This is a genomic window from Flavobacterium sp. (genome assembly GCF_044360715.1).
In the GTDB taxonomy this organism is placed as follows: Bacteria; Bacteroidota; Bacteroidia; order Flavobacteriales; family Flavobacteriaceae; genus Flavobacterium.
The window spans coordinates 1-17,741 of record NZ_JBIKJY010000026.1 but is presented as its reverse complement, the minus strand read 5'-3'; the positions used below and the strand labels follow the sequence as shown (position 1 = coordinate 17,741).

The window sequence follows — 17,741 nt, the reverse complement described above, 5'->3', positions numbered from 1 at the left end:
AACTTCAAAAAATGATTAGTTTAAAAAGTATACAAACCGAAATAGACGCCAGTTATTTATACCGTATACTTGCTGAACACGAAGAAGAGGAAGCGGTTGCAGAAGTTTTTAAACAAATGAGTGAAATTGAACACAGTCACGCTGTAGCTTTTATTCAGAAAAACAATTTAACGGAAACCGATTTGCCTTTGCCTTCTTTTAGAGCCAAAACATTACATAAAATAGGAAAAGTTTTTGGTTACGATTATGTTTTAGGCGTTTTATTGGATACTGAAAAAAGCATATCTAATTCCGTTATTGGTGCTAGAAAAAAATACAGTTCGGCACAATCCATTTCTGATACAGCTCACGTTACGATATTAAAAAACATTTTAAATTCAACTACTAAAGTTTCAGGTTCAAATTTAGCACGCTTTGAAAAAAGACATCGTTCGGTTGGAGGAAATGCCTTAAGAGCTGCTGTTTTGGGAGGAAATGACGGTTTGGTTTCCAATTTTAGTTTAGTAATGGGAATTGCAGGTGCCACAAGCGGACAAAGTGAAGTCTTACTTGCAGGAATGGCTGGTTTGTTAGCAGGCGCATTATCTATGGCATTAGGCGAATGGATTTCGGTTAAAAGTTCTCAAGAATTGTATGAAAACCAAATGCAATTAGAATTGGACGAATTGGAAGCCAATCCAGAAGGGGAACGTAAAGAAATAGCCTTAATTTATATGTCTAAAGGCATACCGCAAGACCAAGCCAATCAAATGGCTGCTGATATTATTTCAAATAAAGAATTGGCACATCAATTTTTAATTAAAGAAGAATTAGGCATAAATAAAGAAGATTTAAAAGGCTCGGCTATGGAAGCGGCTCTAACTTCTTTTGTCCTTTTTGGTATTGGTGCGATAATTCCGGTACTTCCTTTCTTCTTTTACGGAGGAATGAAAGCGGTAGTTATTAGTACAGCTTTAAGTGCTGTTGGTTTATTTTTAATAGGTGCTATAATTACCTTGTTTACTGGCAAAAGCGTGTGGTACTCGGGTTTTAGACAAGTGCTTTTTGGCTTGTTAGCTGCTGCTATTACTTTTGGGATTGGTAAACTAATTGGTGTATCGGTAATTGGGTAAATTATATTTGATTTTCACCTATTTAATTTTTCATATTTTTTTGTTTTTAATATATGCGAAGCGGTTTGATAGATGGCAATGGTTTCTTTTTTTAATTTCACATCTATTTTTGTTTTTTGTTTTTCTTCGTAAAAGATGCTATATTCAGTGCCTAATGTTTCGTTTTTTTGTTGAATTAAATCAAATTGTTTTACTTTCTTCTGAGGTGAAATTATCGTTAAAATATCATCTTTTATATATCCTAAATCTTGATAAGTTGCAATGAAAGCTCTTGGTATATAATTTGTTTTTAAAACATCTTTTCCAAAAAATTTAGATTGGTATTTAAAATTCAAAATACCTAAAACGGTTGGCATTACATCAATTTGAGAAACTAATTTGTCAATCTTTTGCGGTTGAATAAATCCAGGAGCATAAATAAAGGCAGGAATTCTATATTTATCCATTGGTAATTCGGTTTTTCCAGAACTTGAGGCGCAATGATCGGCTACTATAACAAAAACTGTGTTTTTAAACCAGGCTTGTTTTTTTGCCATTTCAAAAAATTGTTTCAACGCATAATCGGTATACATAACACCACCTTCTCTTGATTTTGCAGTACCTGAAATGCTAATTTTTCCTTCTGGATAAGTAAAAGGTCGGTGATTACTTACTGTCATCCAATGATTAAAGAAAGGTTTCCCTGTTTTAGCTTCTTCATTCATAACTTGAATGGCTTTTTTAGCCATATCTTCATCGCAAACACCCCAAATATTAGAGAATGAAATTTCATTTGGTTTTAAGCTGGATTTGTCTACAATATCATATCCATTTCCTCCAAAAAAGTCTTGCATATTATCAAAATACGCATCGCCACCATATAAAAATTTTGAAGTATACCCTTTAGAATTAAAAACGCTTGCTGTAGTAAATTTGTTTTTATTGTCTTTTCGTTTTACTACACTTTCTCCAGGAGTGGGTGGTAAGCATAAGGTAACCGCTTCTAATCCTCTAACGGTTCTATTTCCAGTGGCATATAGATTGGTGAAAAACAGACTTTCTTCAGCTAATTGATCTAAGAAAGGTGTAATGTTATTCTGATTTCCGTAGTGTTTCATAAATTCTTCACTTAAACTTTCTACGGTTATTAATACAACATTTTTCTTTATTTCCGTTCCTTCAGAAGTAATGTTATTCGTATTATTTTTATAATTCATATTGACTATTGCCTCAAATTCCGCTAATTCTTCTTCGGGAAGCGTTTCGTAAAATTCAAAATAATCTAATTCGCTATTCGTAAATGCTTTATAGAATTTTTGAAGTCCATTACTCTGTAATTCATTTGCAAATACATTCGAGCTATTTTGTTGAGAAGTTATAGCAGGTAGAATAAACAAAGCACTAACAAGCAATAGTAATTGCACTCCAATAATTTTTAGTTTATTTGAAAAATTAGGTAAATTCTCCAAATACGATTTTGATTTTATTATTATTATATATGTAGCTGCAAACGATAATATACCTACTGATGCAAAAAGTGGCACCACTGGATAAGATTCCATAATGTTTCCAATAACAGCATTCGTATACACTAAATAATCTACAGCGATAAAGTTATATCTTACACCAAATTCATTCCAAAAGAAGAATTCGCTAACTGCATTTTGTATAATTAATAAAACAAACAAGAAAATGGTTAGAGAAAATAAAGCCAAACGTATTTGCTTTCTAAATTTTTCAGTAAACAATAAGGCTGCAAAAAATATAGTTTTTAAACTTACAAAAGCAATTCCTATTTCAGGTAAAACACCACCATATTCGCTTAAAATACTTTTTCCAGAAAGAATATAAATTAGTAACGCTACAAATACACCTAAAATAATATATCCGTAAGGTTTCTTAAATTTAGAATTGGATAAAAACATCAAATACAACCATAAAATCGCACCTACAAATACGAAAATAAACAAATCAGATACAAGTCCAAATCCAAATATTTTTAAGATTTCTAAACCAGAAAATTTACTTTGTGTGATAGGATGAAATAGTAAAATTATTCGGGTTAAAAAGCTTACTATCAAATAAAAAATCGCTATATTTGTGTATACTAAATGATGTTTTAGAATGCTTTTCATGGCTTTAAAATTTTAATCAAATATACAATAAATTAACTTTAAGTTAATTTTAAAACAATAATTAAATTAAACATATTATTATGAACGATGCACATGTACATATGGTGGTAAACCACTTTCCAATTATTGGAACCATTTTTGGATTAGGAATTTTAATTACAGGGATTGTAATGAGAAACAATGTTGTTAAAAATGTAGCGTATGTACTTTTTTGTATTTCGGCTATTTTTGGATTTGCAAGTATGTTTACTGGTGAAGGTGCCGAAGAAATTGCTGAAAATTTACCTTCTGTAACGGATCAAATTATTCATGAACATGAGGAAATGGCTGAAAAATTGGCTTTAGTCTTATATGTTTTGGGTGGAATTTCTTTAGTAGGATTGTATTTAAATTTTAAAAAGCACGCTAAAGCAAACTTAGTTTCTTATTTTGCTTTTGTTGTCGCTTTAGTAGCGGTATTTTTAGGAAAACAAACTGGTACCACTGGTGGCGAAGTTCGCCATACAGAAATTAGAGCTAATGCAACTGTTGGTTCTAATTCTGAAACAAATACGACAGGAAAAACGGACGAGGATTAATTAAAACGTTATTTTATAATAGTAAAGCCAATTCAGAAGTCATTTTGAATTGGCTTTTTTTATGTTACTTTCCGATACAGAAGTTAGCAAAAATATTGCCAAGTAACTCATCGTTAGTTACTTCGCCCGTAATTTCACCAAAGAAATATAAAGCACTTCTGATGTCAATTGCCATTAAATCAGATGAGATTCCAGCATCTAAGCTCCATTTTACTTTCTGAATTTCTTCTAACGCTTTTAATAACGAATCGTAATGACGTGAGTTGGTTACAATGGTTTCGTTATTGCGTAAAGCACCAGTGTTTACAAAGGAAAGTAAGGTGTTTTTAAGTTCATCAATGCCAACTTTCTGTTTAGCTGAAATAGTTTCAAGTTTCAGGTTTAAAGTTTCAAGTTCTTGGCGAATAGTTTCAACAGCATCTTTAGAAAGCAAATCAACTTTGTTTATGATAACTAAAAGTGGTTTTTGAGGAAATTTGTTTTTAATTTTTTCGATTTCAACCTGAAACTTTAAACCTGAAATTTGTAATTCTTTTGCATCGAGCAAAAGGATTACAACTTGCGCTTGTTCAATTTTCTCAAATGTTTTTTGAATCCCGATGCTTTCAACCACATCTTTCGTTTCTCGGATTCCAGCGGTATCAATAAATCGAAAACCGATACCATCAATTACTAATTCGTCTTCAATGGTGTCTCGAGTTGTTCCTGCAATATCAGAAACTATAGCGCGTTCTTCGTTTAATAAAGCGTTTAATAGAGTAGATTTTCCTACATTGGGTTCGCCTACAATGGCTACAGGAATACCGTTTTTAATTACGTTTCCTACTGCAAAACTGTCAATTAAACGTTTTAAAACAAATTCTATACGAGTTACTAATTCATTAAAAGCTGTTCGGTCAGCAAAAGCTACATCTTCCTCAGCAAAGTCTAATTCCAATTCAATTAAAGAGGCGAAGTTTAAAAGTTCTTCACGTAATTTAGCAATTTCGTTACTAAATCCACCACGCATTTGTTGCATCGCGATTTGGTGACTCGCTTCGTTATCTGAAGCGATTAAATCGGCAACAGCTTCTGCTTGCGATAAATCTAATTTTCCGTTTAAAAAGGCACGTAATGTAAATTCTCCAGCTTGTGCCATTTTTGCTCCTTTACGAAGCAGTAATTGAATGATTTGTTGTTGAATGAAAACAGAACCGTGACAAGAAATTTCTACTACATTTTCACCCGTGTAAGAATTTGGACCTTTAAAAATGGAAAGCAATACTTGATCATACGTTTTTGCACCATCCATAATATGTCCTAAATGAATGGTATGCGTTTTTTGCACCGCAATATTTTTACCAGAAACCGATTGAAATACCTCGGCAGCGATACTAATAGCGTCTTTCCCAGATAATCGAATAATAGCAATTGCTCCAGCGCCAGATGGCGTAGCTAAGGCAACTATGGTTTCTTGTAGAATCATTTTTTAAATTTTATTTCTTGGCAAAGATAAAATTTTAGTACTTAGTAATTAGTACTTAGTGAATAGTTTTTTTTGGAGAAGTTAATTAGACTTGGAAAACACTTCTTGTTTGTTTAATTACAAAAGTGAAGCGTATTGCGTGAGACCCTTTCAGAGTGACAAACGTTGTGTGAAGTTTTATTTTATTTATAACTGTCTACGTCCAGTTTGTCATGCTGAAAGCATCTCTTTTAGTTGAATTGTAAAACTTTGTTTGAGACCCTTTCAGGGTGACAAACGTGGTGTTAATTTTTTTGCTACGAATTATCAAATTTAAAAATCAGTTTAATTCATTCTAATTTGCTTCATCAGTGTACCCATACCACCAATAAAAAAACCACAAAAGCAAAAAGCAATTGTGGTTTTAAGTAGTAGTTAGTTTGGTTGTATATAATTTTGAATGTTGAAAATTATTTCTTCATTCTATTATGAATACTCATTTTGTACCCTGAGCTAAGTCGAAGGGTTAGTTATTTAGCATTACTGGCATTACTAACATAGTAACCGTTTCGCCTTCGTCTAATCCATCAATAGGAGTAAGGATTCCGGCTCTGTTTGGTAATGACATTTCTAATTGAATTTCATCACTTGTTAGGTTGTTTAACATTTCGGTTAAAAAACGAGAATTGAAACCAATTTGTAAATCGTCTCCGTGGTAATCACACGTTAAACGTTCGTCTGCTTTGTTTGAATAATCTATATCTTCTGCTGAAATATTTAATTCAGTACCTGCAATTTTTAAACGAATTTGGTGCGTAGTTTTGTTAGCAAAAATAGCTACACGACGAACCGAATTTAAAAACGTAACACGACTTAAAATTAATTTATTTGGATTTTCTTTTGGAATTACCGCTTCGTAATTTGGATATTTTCCATCAATTAAACGACACGTTAAGATGTAGTTTTCAAATGAATACGTAGCGTTAGAATCGTTATATTCTACTTTTACTTCTGCATCTGAAGTGGCTAAAATTCCTTTTAAAATATTTAAAGGTTTTTTAGGCATAATAAATTCAGCACTTTGAGATGCTTTTACATCTGCACGAGCATATTTTACTAATTTATGAGCATCTGTAGCTACAAAAATTAATCCTTCTGTAGAGAATTGAAAAAATACACCACTCATTACTGGACGTAAATCGTCGTTACCAGTTGCGAAAATAGTTTTTCCAATTGCTGTTGCTAATACTTCTGCAGGAACAATAGTTGTAGAAGGGTCTTCTAACGCAACTGCTTTTGGAAATTCTTCACCAGCAGCATATGCAATCGCATATTTACCAGAATTTGAACTAATTTCAACAGTATTGTTTTCTTCAACTGTAAACGTTAACGGTTGCTCTGGAAATGTTTTTAAAATATCTAATAATAATTTTGCTGGTATAGCAACACTTCCTTTGCTGTTTGATTCAATTTCTAAACTTGCCGACATCGTAGTTTCTAAATCGGAAGCCGAAACGTGTAATTGATTATTATCTAATTCAAATAAAAAATTATCAAGTATAGGTAAGGTGTTGTTACTATTAATAACGCTTCCTAAAACTTGTAATTGTTTTAATAAATACGAACTGGATACTATAAAATTCATCATTTTTAATTTTTTTTGCTTTTACAAATATAATGGGTTACAATTAAATCTAAAAATATACTTATTAACAACTAACGATTATATTTTTTCTTTCTTAAATACGTAAAAATAAATCCGAATATTGCTAACAAAACAATTGGTAGCGCTACTGTTAGCATTTGTGTTTGACTGTAGTTGTCTTGTACGCTTTGTTTATCTAATAAAGGAAGGGTTACATCTTTACTTCTAATGTTAATAAGTCCGTTATCGTCTAATAAATAATTTACGCTATTTAGTATAAATTCTTTGTTTCCGAAATATTGACTGGTGTATTTATCATATCCTAATTCAATTGGTGCGCCTTTGTCAATTTGATTTTTTATCACATCACCATCAGAAATTACTATCATTTTTGTTGGAGCACTTTTAGATAAAAATTTCCCATCTTTAAAAGGTAACACACGATTGTTATACATTGATGTAAACGAACCTTCTAATAAAACGGCTACTGGAATTAGTCCGCCATTTGGATAATCTTTAGGTGTTGTTTCTTCTGAAATCATATCCAAAGACACCACAGTTGGTATTCCAATGGTTTTAGAATAAGGAGAACTTTCCAATAAAATGGTTATTGAATGCGATGATTTTAAAAGTTCAATTGGCGAACAAAAGTCGAATTTTACGCCATCCGTATTTTTTACAATCGGGTGTTTTTTTGAAGCAGGATAAATAAATGGTGCCATTTTCCAATTGTAGGTTTCCATTTGAGTTTCACTTCCTTCATTACCAGAAGCTAATTTTATAGGAGTACCATATTCGTCTTTAATTAATTGCGGACTAATTCTAAATCCGTATTTAAAGAACATATCGGTTAAGTTTAAATCGTTTATTCCGGCTAAAGTTGTACCAGTTTCATTGTACAAATTTTCCATTTCAGCTGTTGTACCATCTACTAACCAAAGTGTTTTTCCACCTTTCATTATGAATTGATCTAACACTTGTTTTTCTGCTTCTGTAAATTTTTCTCGTGGTTTTGCAATAATGGCTAAATCGTATATATTTAACGCTTTTAATGTTTCGCTAGGTTGTGTAGCTACCGAATCTAAAGTAATTGGACCTATATAATAATTATCTCTTATGGTTTTTAAAAAATCGGCAATTTGAATATCTTCTAACTCGCCATTTCCTTTAATAACTGCTATTTTACGTTGCTTTTCATTCGAAATTTTATGAATTGCCTCAGCAAAAGCGTATTCTAAATGCTGTACGGAACTTTCTACTTTTTTCTCCGTTGAAGCGCCCATTAAATTTTTCAATAATTGCACTTTTGCTCCTTTATCACCATAATTGGCAACTGCCCAAGGAAAAACTACTTCTTGTGTTTGTTTTCCTTTTTCTTCAACGGTTACGTTTATAGGTGTTAATCCTTTTTCAAAGAATTTTTTCATTACTTCCACGCGTTCTTCTTCTTTTTCAATAGGATTTACGAATTGAAACGTAATATTTGAATTGTAAGCGGAAAATTCTTCTAATAATTGTCGTGTTTCCGTTTGAAGTTTCTTAAAATCGGCAGGAAAATTGCCTTCTAAAAACACATCAATAATTAATGGCGAATCTACTTTGTCAATAATTTTTTTTGTGGTTTCAGAAAGTGTATATCTTTTGTCTTGCGTAACATCGAAACGTTTGTAAATATAATAACTCGCAAAGTTTAAAATAAATAAACCAATCGCTAAAAACCCTAATTTCTTTAAACTATTTTTTTGAACGTCTTTCATTACCATTTAAGCGATTTAAGTTGATAAACAGTTCCAGCTAAAAATAAAATAGTGATACTAATAAAATAAATAATATCACGAGTATCTAATACACCACGACTCATACTTTTAAAGTGAAAATCCATCCCTAACGTTTTGATAATTCCACTGAAATTACCAAACAAATTAGATAATCCGTCCAACCCAAAATAAAAGAAAAAGCATAAAAAAACAGCAATAATAAAAGCCACTATTTGATTGTCTGAAAGGGTAGAAGTGAAAATTCCGATTGAAGTGTATGCGCCAATTAAAAATAATAATCCGAAATACGAACCAATGGTACTTCCATAATCGAAACTATTTTGAGCTGCTGTAAAACTTGAAACTATAAACACATAAAAAAGTGTAGGCATTAAGGCAATTAAAATTAAAATAAATGCCCCAAGAAATTTACCATTAACAATTTCCCAAAGACTTAAAGGTTTGGTAAAAAGTATTTCTAAAGTGCCTTGCTTTTTTTCGTCTGAGAAACTTTTCATTGTTACTGCTGGAATCAGGAAAATAAGAATCCAAGGCGCTAATTTAAAAAATGGACTCATATCAGCATATCCAGAATTTAAAATATTAAAATCTCCATCAAAAACCCAAAGAAATAATCCGTTTAATAACAGAAAAATAGCAATAACTAAATAGCCAATTGGCGAACCAAAAAACGATTTTATTTCACGTAGCAATACTGCTTTCATATATTATGCTTGTTTTATATTGACAAAAGTAATTTATAAACTTGAATCTTGAAACTTTAATCTAAATATGATTGATTGTATTTTATTTTTTGCCACGAATTTTCGAATGTTCTTTGATAATTTAAATTTTATTCGAATTAATTATCGACAAAGTCGATACAAATGATTGCAATTTGTAAATTTTAAAATTAGTGAATTCGTGGCTCTTTAACTTTTTATGCTAAAGAAGCCAATTTATCCACACTCCACGCTTCCGGTTTGTCTGCGAAAAGCGTTTTAGTGTAACTCCAAACTTCATTAAATAAAGCTGATTTCCTGTATTTTTCTAATGCGGCTTCATCTTTCCAATAACTGTAAGTAAAAAAAATGCGAGTATCTTGTTTGTCTTGATACAATTCTAAAAATTCATTGCCTTCAAAACTTCTTATTTGATGCTTAATTTCATTGAAATTGTTTAAAAAATCTGCAATTTTATCTTCTTGAAAGGTGAGTTTCACAATTCGTACTAACATATATATTATTTAAATTCCAATAGTTAAATTCCAAATCCCAAAACCCAAATCCCAAAACCCAAATCCCAAATTCCAAATTCCAAATTCCAAAACCTTATACCCAAAACCTAAGATTCAAATTCCACAATAACAGCATCCTGTATTTTTAAACCCAATAAGGTATGCGCAGAGCCAGAACGTTTTGGATTGCTTCTGTAAACGGCAATTTCTAAAAAATCATTTTCATTAAAAATCGCTATTTCGTTTCCAGCTATTGCATTCAAATCGGATGTGGTGTTGTTTTTAAAATCGGCATAATTATTTTTGACTCTTTTTATTGTGTAAACAGAAAAACGAACGGAATATTGTCTGCCTTTTGCAATTTCTTCTATGTATTTTTTTGAAATATTCGTAACACAATTCCCAAAATCATCAATATAGACAATATGTCCGCGAATAGAATTTAAGTTTTGATCCAAAATAGGAACTAACATATTCCGTTTCTTAATTTCCGTTACTGGCGAACCAATAACTGTCATTTCGCCACCTTTTGCTAAATGAGTAGCAACAGTTGCAAATACGTCTAAATCGCTAGAACCATCAATCAATCGGTCGTGAATAGTAATTTGAACAATTTTATCTGGATTTCGTTTGTTTATTAAACCGCCAAAAATTCCATTATCAGCACCAATAAAATAATGCCCATCGAACAACATTGCAATATGTGTGGTATCTGCATTTCTGGAAGCATCTACTGCAACAATATGCACTGTTCCTTTTGGAAAATGCGAATAAGAAACAGATAATAAATAACTGGCTTCTAAAACATTAAATTTATCTATATTATGTGAAAGATCAACAATATTTGTCTCAGGTAATAATGAATATATCTTACCCTTAAAAATTCCCGCAAAATGATCTTTTAAACCAAAATCTGTAGTAAGCGTAATTATTGACATTGTATTGTTTATAACTTATTTATTATGGAAAGCTTGTTTTTATTATATTTGAATGTTACAAAATTACTCTTTTTTTTACAGATTTAAAACAATTTAAAATTAAAGCCTTTGAACGAAAAAATTATTGAATTGGAAAACATTGCACCTAAAGATTTTTGGGGCGCACATGACACTCATTTAGAGACAATTAAAAAGTATTATCCGAAATTAAAAATTGTAGCAAGAGGCACTGTTTTAAAAGCATTTGGAGAAGCGGAAGTGTTAGATGAATTCGAAAAACGTTTTCGTCGTTTGATGACTCATTTTACTCGTTTCAACACTATTGATGACAACGTAATTATGCGCGTTATTGAAGGTGATGCCCAACAAACAGGGGAGATGCCTACAGGCGATCAAATTTTAGTTCACGGGTTAGGAGGGAAGCTAATTAAAGCCATAACACCCAATCAGCAAAAATTAGTTGATTTTGTAGCTAAAAACGATATGGTTTTTGCAGTAGGACCTGCAGGAACTGGAAAAACCTATACTGGTGTAGCACTTGCTGTTAAAGCGCTAAAAGAAAAACGGGTAAAACGAATTATCTTAACTCGTCCTGCAGTTGAAGCAGGTGAAAATTTAGGGTTTCTTCCTGGTGATATGAAGGAAAAATTAGATCCGTATATGCAACCCTTATATGATGCGTTACGCGATATGTTACCGCCACAGACCCTTGAAGATTATATATTAAAAGGAATTATTCAAATTGCACCATTGGCATTTATGCGTGGAAGAACCTTAGATAATGCCTTTGTGATTTTAGATGAAGCACAAAACACAACGCATTCTCAAATGAAAATGTTCTTAACAAGAATGGGGAAAAATGCAAAATTTATTATAACTGGAGATCCAGGACAAGTAGATTTGCCCAGAAGAACCATTTCTGGATTAAAAGAAGCTATTTTGGTTCTAAAAGATGTAGACGGCATCGGAATATTATATCTTGATGATAAGGATATTGTTCGACACCGATTGGTAAAAGCAGTAATTAATGCTTATAAAAGTATTGAAAATACAGATTAATTTTAAAAGAGGTGTTAAAATAAACGCCTCTTTTTTTGTTAAAAAATGATTTTAAAACTACTTTTGCAAAACAAAACAACAACACACTATATGAGCACTATTACAACTACAAACTTTAATTTCACAGGTCAAAAATCCGTATACAGAGGAAAAGTTAGAGAAGTGTACAATATTAATGACGATTTATTAGTTATGATTGCTACAGACAGACTTTCTGCTTTTGATGTAGTTTTACCTAAAGGCATTCCTTATAAAGGGCAAATATTAAATCAAATTGCTACAAAATTTATGCAATTAACAGAAGATATTGTACCTAATTGGTTAATTGCCACTCCTGACCCGAATGTAGCTGTGGGTCATTTATGCGAACCCTTTAAAGTTGAAATGGTAATTCGTGGCTATTTATCTGGACACGCTGCTCGTGAATATGCTTTAGGAAAAAGAACGATTTGTGGTGTTACAATGCCAGAAGGTTTAAAAGAAAATGACAAATTTCCTACACCAATGATCACGCCAACAACTAAAGCTGATAACGGTTCACACGATGAAGATATTTCTCGTGAAGCGATTTTAGCTAACGGAATTGTGAGTGAAGAAGATTATTTAGTGTTAGAAAAATACACAAGAGCTTTATATCAAAGAGGAACTGAAATTGCCGCTTCAAAAGGTTTAATTTTAGTAGATACAAAATACGAATTTGGTAAAACAAAAGAAGGAGTAATTGTTTTAATTGACGAAATTCATACACCAGATTCTTCTCGTTATTTTTATTTTGATGGATATCAAGAAAGACAAAACAATAACGAAGAACAAAAACAATTATCAAAAGAATTTGTACGTCGTTGGTTAATTGAAAATGGTTTTCAAGGTAAAGAAGGACAACAAATTCCTGAAATGACTGCAGAATATATTGCAACCGTTTCAGATAGATACATTGAATTATTTGAAAATATTTTAGGAGAAAAATTCGTAAAAGAAGATATTTCAAATATTGAGGAACGCATTTTTAATAATGTTCAAGCATATTTAGTGAAGTAATACTTTAAATATTAAACCTGACAGGTTTCAAAAACCTGTCAGGTTTTATTATTTTTATTCCTTAATCAAATGTTTTACCACTGTTTCTGCAGCATGTAATCCAAAAAGTGCTGGCATCCAACTATTTGTGCCGTAAAAGGACTTTTTGTAGTTAGAACCATCTGTAGTTTTAATACTTGTAGCATCTGGATGCTCAATGGAATAAACCGCTTTTACACCTTTGTTTATGCCTTCTTTTCTTAATCTTTTTCTAATGTTTTTAGCTAAAGGACAAACTTCAGTTTTACTAATATCTCTAACGACAACTTTATTAACATCAAATTTTCCGCCTGCTCCCATGTTGCTGATTACTTTTATCTTTTTGCGTTTAGCAGCAACTAAAAGATTGATTTTTGGCGTTAAACTATCAATACAATCTAACACATAATCAAATTCAGTAGTTACAATTTCTGATGCACGTTCCGGTGATAAAAATTCTTCAATGCGTATTAAGTTTAATTCTGGATTAATATCCATTAATCTATCGCCTACAATTTTAACTTTTGGTTCGCCAATAGTACTGTGTAAAGCTGGTAATTGTCTGTTAATATTAGTAATATCTACGGTATCGCCATCTACAATTGTCAGTTGACCCACACCCGCACGAACTAAAAATTCCGCTGCAAATGAACCTACACCACCTAACCCAACAACTAATACGTTTGAATTTTTTAATTTATTTAATCCTTCTTCTTTAAATAATAAAGCTGCTCTTTCTTGCCACTTTGCCATAATTTATTGCATTTTATTAAAAACAGATTGGTAATTGTTCCAAACTATTTCTTTCATTTTTTCTACTGAAATATTTTTACATTTTGCTGCAAAAGTATAAACTTCTTCCAAACTTTCCGAAATTGTATCTGTTTCTAAAAAAAATCTTTCATTTGGAACATATTTAAAAACAGATTCCATTTCTGGATTACGAAGCAAGTATTTTCCAAAAGACAAATAAAAATCCTGATTTAAAAGTTGTTTCGCTAATGGAATGTTTTTTGAAAATCCGTGTATGATGAAAGGTGATTGAAGTCCACTATTTTTTTTACAAGATATTACTTCATCAAATGCCGCAACACAATGTAAAATTACAGGTTTTGGAATTTCATTTAAAAGGGATAATTGCGATTCAAAAACGTGTATTTGCAAGTCCATTTTCTTTTCGATTCGTTTGTCTAAACCGCATTCTCCTAATGCAATACATTCTTTTAATTGAACTTTGTTTTTAATAAAATTTAAATCTTCATTTACGCGTTCATCAGAAATATACCAAGGGTGGATCCCGATAGAATAGTGCGGAATATCTTCTATAAATTCATTTGGATATTGATTTACTATTTCCAATATCGAATCGGAATTGGTATAAAAATGAGTATGTAAATTTACAAATTTCATTAAATTTCTTTTTGCAAAAATACTACATTTTGGTAACTATTTTTGATTAATTTTGTACCAGATACTTTATTATGATTCAAAAAGCGTTTCGCAATTACATTTCTAACTTTCAAGGTTTTTCACGAGAAGTATGGATTCTTACCCTCGTAACATTTATTAATAGGGCAGGAACAATGGTTTTGCCATTTTTATCTAAATATTTACACGAAGATTTACATTTTTCTTTAACGCAAGTTGGTACCATTATGGTCTTTTTTGGCTTCGGTTCTATGTTGGGTTCTTGGTTAGGCGGAAAATTATCAGACATTATAGGTTTTTATAAGATAATGATATTCAGTTTATTGGTAAGTGGTTTAATGTTTTTTGGACTGCAATATGTTACTTCATTTTACGGATTATGTTTGAGTGTGTTTTTAATTATGTCGGTTTCAGATATGTTCCGACCGGCTATGTTTGTTTCTTTAGGAGCCTATGCAAAACCAGAAAACAGAACAAGAGCTTTAACTTTAGTGCGATTAGCCATTAATCTTGGATTTGCTGCCGGACCTGCGTTAGGCGGATTAATCATTATGAGTATTGGCTACAAAGGATTGTTTTGGGTAGACGGATTAACCTGTATTATTGCTATTTTAATTTTCTGGATTAAAGTAAAAGAAAAGAAAAAATCGACCTATTTAGATAAAAATCAACCTGGCGAAGTATTAGTAGAATCTGTTTTTAAAGATAAAATTTATTGGTTATTTTTAACGACTTCTTTAATTGTAGGAATTATGTTTTTTCAATTATTTACAACTATTCCAATTTATCACAGAGAACAATTCGGGTTAACCGAACTACAAACAGGTTTGCTATTAACATTTAATGGTGTTTTGGTCTTTTTCCTCGAAATGCCAATAGTAAATTATATTGAAAAGCATAAAAAAGACAAATTAAAGGTGATTATTTTAGGTTGTTTTTTAATGAGTATCAGTTTGTTTTTAATGTTACTTAACAGTTGGGCTGGCATTTTATTAATTATGATGTTGTTTATGACGTTTGCAGAAATGTTTAATTTTCCTTTTTCAAATGCGTTTGCTTTAAGTCGCGCACCGAAACATCATCAAGGTCGTTATATGGCTATTTTTGCTATGAGTTATAGTTTGGCTCATATTTTAAGTGCAAAAATAGGAATGGTTTTAATTGATACTTATGGATATCAAGCCAATTGGTTATTTATGGGATCACTTGGTATTATTGGTACTTTAATAGGTGTTTATGTGTTTCGTTTGGTGGAAAAAGAAAAGCTAAACGTTAAAAATAGTTAAATAACTATAAAAATAGTTGTATAACTAAAAATATAGTTATACATTTGCTTAACTAAAATATATGTTATGCAAAAATTAACCAACAAAGAAGAAGAAGTGATGCACATTTTATGGAAGCTAAAACGCGCTTTTGTAAAAGATGTTTTGGCTGAATTTAAAGAAGACAAACCACACTACAACACACTTTCTACTATCATTAGAAATTTAGAAGAAAAAGGATACGTTTCTTATAATGCGTATGGAAATACGCATCAATATCATCCTATTGTGGATATTGAAGAATACAGAAAAACCTTTATGAAGACGGCTATTCAGAATTATTTTGGTAATTCATACAAAAATTTAGTTTCGTTTTTTGCCGAAGAAGAAAAAATTTCAGCAGACGAACTTCGTGAGATTTTAGATATCATCGAAAAGAAGAAATAGTTATGGAGACTGTTTTTACCTATATATTAAAAGTCAATGCTTTATTAGTATTGTTTTATTTGGTGTATCAATTCGCACTCTCAAAAGAAACATTTTATAAGCAATCGAGATGGTTTCTGCTTTCAGGATTATTTGTTTCCCTTATCTTGCCATTTGTAACATTTACTAAAATAGAGTATTACGAAGTCAAGCGGATGGTGAGTAATTCCATTGAAAATAATGAAATTCAAATATTGCCAATTTCAAAAGAAGTAATACAAGAACCATTATTGACTAATCAAGAAATAGTATTTCTGATTTATGGAATCATTTGTTTTGGCTTTTTAATAAAAACCGTTTTTGATTTTATAAAATTGATTAAAATCATTAACGTTTCCAACTCGGAGAAAAGAAATAAATTAGTTTATGTGAATACAAATTTAGTTCATACGCCATTTTCGTTTTTTAATTATATTATTTTTAATTCAGATGTTATTCATCCTACAGAGTTAGAAAATATAATCAAACACGAAGAAGTACATTCTAATCAAAAACACAGCTTAGATACTTTAGCAGCTCAGTTTTTCATCATACTATTTTGGTTTAATCCAATAGTTTGGTTGTACCGAAAAAGTATGGTGCAAAATTTAGAATTTTTAGCTGATAATCTTGCTATCCAACACGTTTCAGACAAAGTATATTACCAAAGAACGATGTTGAAAGTATCTACTCAAGCTTCAAATATTTCAATAGTGAATACATTTAATCAATCATCAATTAAAAAAAGAATCATTATGTTAAACTCAAATCAATCAAACAGAAAAAACATTTGGAAATTTGGTATTATTCTTCCATTTGTAACCGCATTTATGTTATTGTTTCAAATCGAAACTATTGCACAAGAAAAATTTGTTGAAGAAGATACAAATAAATACAGTTTTTCTTCAGGTTTTTCATCAATCGTAAACAAAGACAAAACGGATAAAGACTTAGAAGTTTTAGAAAAAATGTTCTCAAATGAAGATCAAACATTAACTATTTCAAATGTACAACGAAATGAAAGTAATGAAATCATAGCTATAAAATTAGTTTTTGATAGTGGTAAAACTTATAATCAAGTTTTTGAAAGAAAATCAACTACACCAATTGATGACATAAAGATTTTTGCAAATACAGATAAAAATAAAGAAAAAACGTGTGGTTTTTTGGAAATAAGTACAACTTCCGAAAAAGTAAATAAAGATGAAGTTATTGAAGTTGATGGTTTTGAAACCAATGAAAATCCAAAGTATTTTAGTATCGATAATATGACAAAAAACGGAAAAGAAGTTGTGTTAATTGTAAATGGTAAAATAAAAGGACCAACCGAGAAAATGAAAATCCCTTACGATGAAGAATTGGGCGAAATGAAAGAAATTACACCCGCTCAATTTGAAGAAAAGTATAATAGAAATGCTTATAGTGATAGATATTACTATGAAGTGGAAACTGTGAAGACCATATTAAAATCAACATCAAACTCCAATAATAATGCAGAAAATAGTCGATATATTTTTATAAATAATAATGATGAAATATTATTAAATGACAATCAAATATTCAAAATCATAGAAGCAGATGAGATTGTTTTTGATGAAACACCTGATTCAAATTATTTTTCAGAGGTTAATAAAAAATATTTA

General features: G+C 30.8%; 16 protein-coding genes. 7 read left to right on the top strand and 9 right to left on the bottom strand.

Features of this window, described 5'->3' with window-relative positions; genetic code table 11:
- Nucleotides 1–11 precede the first annotated feature (11 nt).
- Entirely contained in the window at nt 12–1,112 is a 1,101-nt protein-coding gene (locus tag ACIQ16_RS08760; RefSeq protein ID WP_396150665.1) for a VIT1/CCC1 transporter family protein, read from the top strand.
- Between the two features lie 14 nt (nt 1,113–1,126).
- Here ACIQ16_RS08760 and ACIQ16_RS08755 read toward each other — a convergent pair whose 3' ends face one another.
- A complete protein-coding gene (locus ACIQ16_RS08755) occupies nt 1,127–3,226 on the bottom strand; it encodes an LTA synthase family protein (protein WP_396150663.1) in 2,100 nt (699 codons plus the stop codon).
- A gap of 80 nt (nt 3,227–3,306) precedes the next feature.
- Between ACIQ16_RS08755 and ACIQ16_RS08750 the strand changes: the two genes are divergently transcribed.
- Nucleotides 3,307–3,804 (top strand): hypothetical protein, encoded by a 498-nt coding sequence (locus ACIQ16_RS08750; RefSeq protein ID WP_396150661.1) that lies wholly within the window; start codon nt 3,307–3,309, stop codon nt 3,802–3,804.
- Between the two features lie 64 nt (nt 3,805–3,868).
- Here ACIQ16_RS08750 and mnmE read toward each other — a convergent pair whose 3' ends face one another.
- The 6 genes from mnmE to ACIQ16_RS08720 all read right to left on the bottom strand — a co-directional run bounded on the left by mnmE (nt 3,869) and on the right by ACIQ16_RS08720 (nt 10,825).
- Entirely contained in the window at nt 3,869–5,269 is a 1,401-nt protein-coding gene (gene mnmE, locus ACIQ16_RS08745; RefSeq protein ID WP_396150659.1) for a tRNA uridine-5-carboxymethylaminomethyl(34) synthesis GTPase MnmE, read from the bottom strand.
- Between the two features lie 505 nt (nt 5,270–5,774).
- Entirely contained in the window at nt 5,775–6,893 is a 1,119-nt protein-coding gene (gene dnaN / locus ACIQ16_RS08740) for a DNA polymerase III subunit beta (protein ID WP_396150687.1), read from the bottom strand.
- Between the two features lie 71 nt (nt 6,894–6,964).
- Nucleotides 6,965–8,650, bottom strand: coding sequence for a gliding motility-associated ABC transporter substrate-binding protein GldG (gldG, locus tag ACIQ16_RS08735; RefSeq protein WP_396150657.1), 1,686 nt, complete (start codon nt 8,648–8,650; stop codon nt 6,965–6,967).
- On the bottom strand, nt 8,650–9,375 hold the full coding sequence (gldF, locus tag ACIQ16_RS08730) for a gliding motility-associated ABC transporter permease subunit GldF (RefSeq protein WP_396150655.1): 726 nt from the start codon (nt 9,373–9,375) through the stop codon (nt 8,650–8,652). Before gldF ends, gldG begins: the two co-directional genes overlap by 1 nt.
- Before the next feature lie 215 nt (nt 9,376–9,590).
- Nucleotides 9,591–9,887 (bottom strand): putative quinol monooxygenase, encoded by a 297-nt coding sequence (locus ACIQ16_RS08725; protein ID WP_396150653.1) that lies wholly within the window; start codon nt 9,885–9,887, stop codon nt 9,591–9,593.
- 107 nt (nt 9,888–9,994) lie between these two features.
- On the bottom strand, nt 9,995–10,825 hold the full coding sequence (locus ACIQ16_RS08720; protein WP_396150651.1) for an S-adenosyl-l-methionine hydroxide adenosyltransferase family protein: 831 nt from the start codon (nt 10,823–10,825) through the stop codon (nt 9,995–9,997).
- Nucleotides 10,826–10,933: 108 nt separating this feature from the next.
- Between ACIQ16_RS08720 and ACIQ16_RS08715 the strand changes: the two genes are divergently transcribed.
- Both ACIQ16_RS08715 and ACIQ16_RS08710 read left to right on the top strand, forming a co-directional pair.
- Nucleotides 10,934–11,884, top strand: a complete 951-nt coding sequence (locus ACIQ16_RS08715; RefSeq protein WP_396150649.1) for a PhoH family protein — start codon at nt 10,934–10,936, stop codon at nt 11,882–11,884.
- A 90-nt stretch (nt 11,885–11,974) separates the two neighbouring features.
- A complete protein-coding gene (locus ACIQ16_RS08710) occupies nt 11,975–12,922 on the top strand; it encodes a phosphoribosylaminoimidazolesuccinocarboxamide synthase (RefSeq protein ID WP_396150647.1) in 948 nt (315 codons plus the stop codon).
- 54 nt (nt 12,923–12,976) lie between these two features.
- Here ACIQ16_RS08710 and ACIQ16_RS08705 read toward each other — a convergent pair whose 3' ends face one another.
- Both ACIQ16_RS08705 and ACIQ16_RS08700 read right to left on the bottom strand, forming a co-directional pair.
- Complete coding sequence (locus ACIQ16_RS08705; protein WP_353076535.1) at nt 12,977–13,693, bottom strand: tRNA threonylcarbamoyladenosine dehydratase; 717 nt, start codon at nt 13,691–13,693, stop codon at nt 12,977–12,979.
- Nucleotides 13,694–13,696: 3 nt separating this feature from the next.
- On the bottom strand, nt 13,697–14,371 hold the full coding sequence (locus ACIQ16_RS08700; protein ID WP_396150685.1) for a TatD family hydrolase: 675 nt from the start codon (nt 14,369–14,371) through the stop codon (nt 13,697–13,699).
- A 50-nt stretch (nt 14,372–14,421) separates the two neighbouring features.
- On the opposite strand from ACIQ16_RS08700, the gene ACIQ16_RS08695 reads away from it, so the two are divergent.
- The 3 genes from ACIQ16_RS08695 to ACIQ16_RS08685 form a co-directional block, all read left to right on the top strand.
- Nucleotides 14,422–15,654 carry an MDR family MFS transporter gene (locus ACIQ16_RS08695; protein ID WP_396150645.1) on the top strand — a complete coding sequence of 411 codons (1,233 nt, stop codon included), beginning with the start codon at nt 14,422–14,424 and terminating at the stop codon, nt 15,652–15,654.
- 66 nt (nt 15,655–15,720) lie between these two features.
- Nucleotides 15,721–16,080: a BlaI/MecI/CopY family transcriptional regulator gene (locus ACIQ16_RS08690; protein WP_396150644.1), complete on the top strand. Its 360-nt coding sequence runs from the start codon at nt 15,721–15,723 to the stop codon at nt 16,078–16,080.
- 2 nt (nt 16,081–16,082) lie between these two features.
- The coding region (locus ACIQ16_RS08685; RefSeq protein WP_396150641.1) for a M56 family metallopeptidase at nt 16,083–17,741 on the top strand (1,659 nt) is incomplete at its 3' end.